1 protein-coding gene is annotated in these 287 nt (G+C 57.8%); it reads left to right on the forward strand.

Annotated elements, in window-relative coordinates; genetic code table 11:
• Positions 1-287 (forward strand): hypothetical protein (locus tag AC1RPY_RS07810; protein ID WP_481763118.1); only part of this gene is annotated, 287 nt, incomplete at both ends.

The following is a 287-nucleotide window of genomic DNA, read 5'->3' on the forward strand; positions in this document are numbered from 1 at the left end:
GACCAACTACCAATCTCGTGGTGCCCGAACATCTTGCGCTGGACCGAAAGGCTCTGAAGTCGCGCTTCATGTTCCTGTACACCAAGCGATACACAGGCTCGCCCGTGGTCTTTATGACTCGGTTGTGGGCCAACACCCTATTCCCGAGTGTCGCGCGCGACTCTGAGTTCGGGAAGGGCAAGCGTCGTGCTCATCTCGCAGAAATTCCCGAGCGTGCAGTCAGCCCCAACTATCTGCGTGTCAAGGTGCAGCGCGAACTCGGTTATGTCGAATGCGCGGTTCCTGTC

The organism is Dellaglioa sp. CoH-56-MRSF-12, from assembly GCF_056782075.1.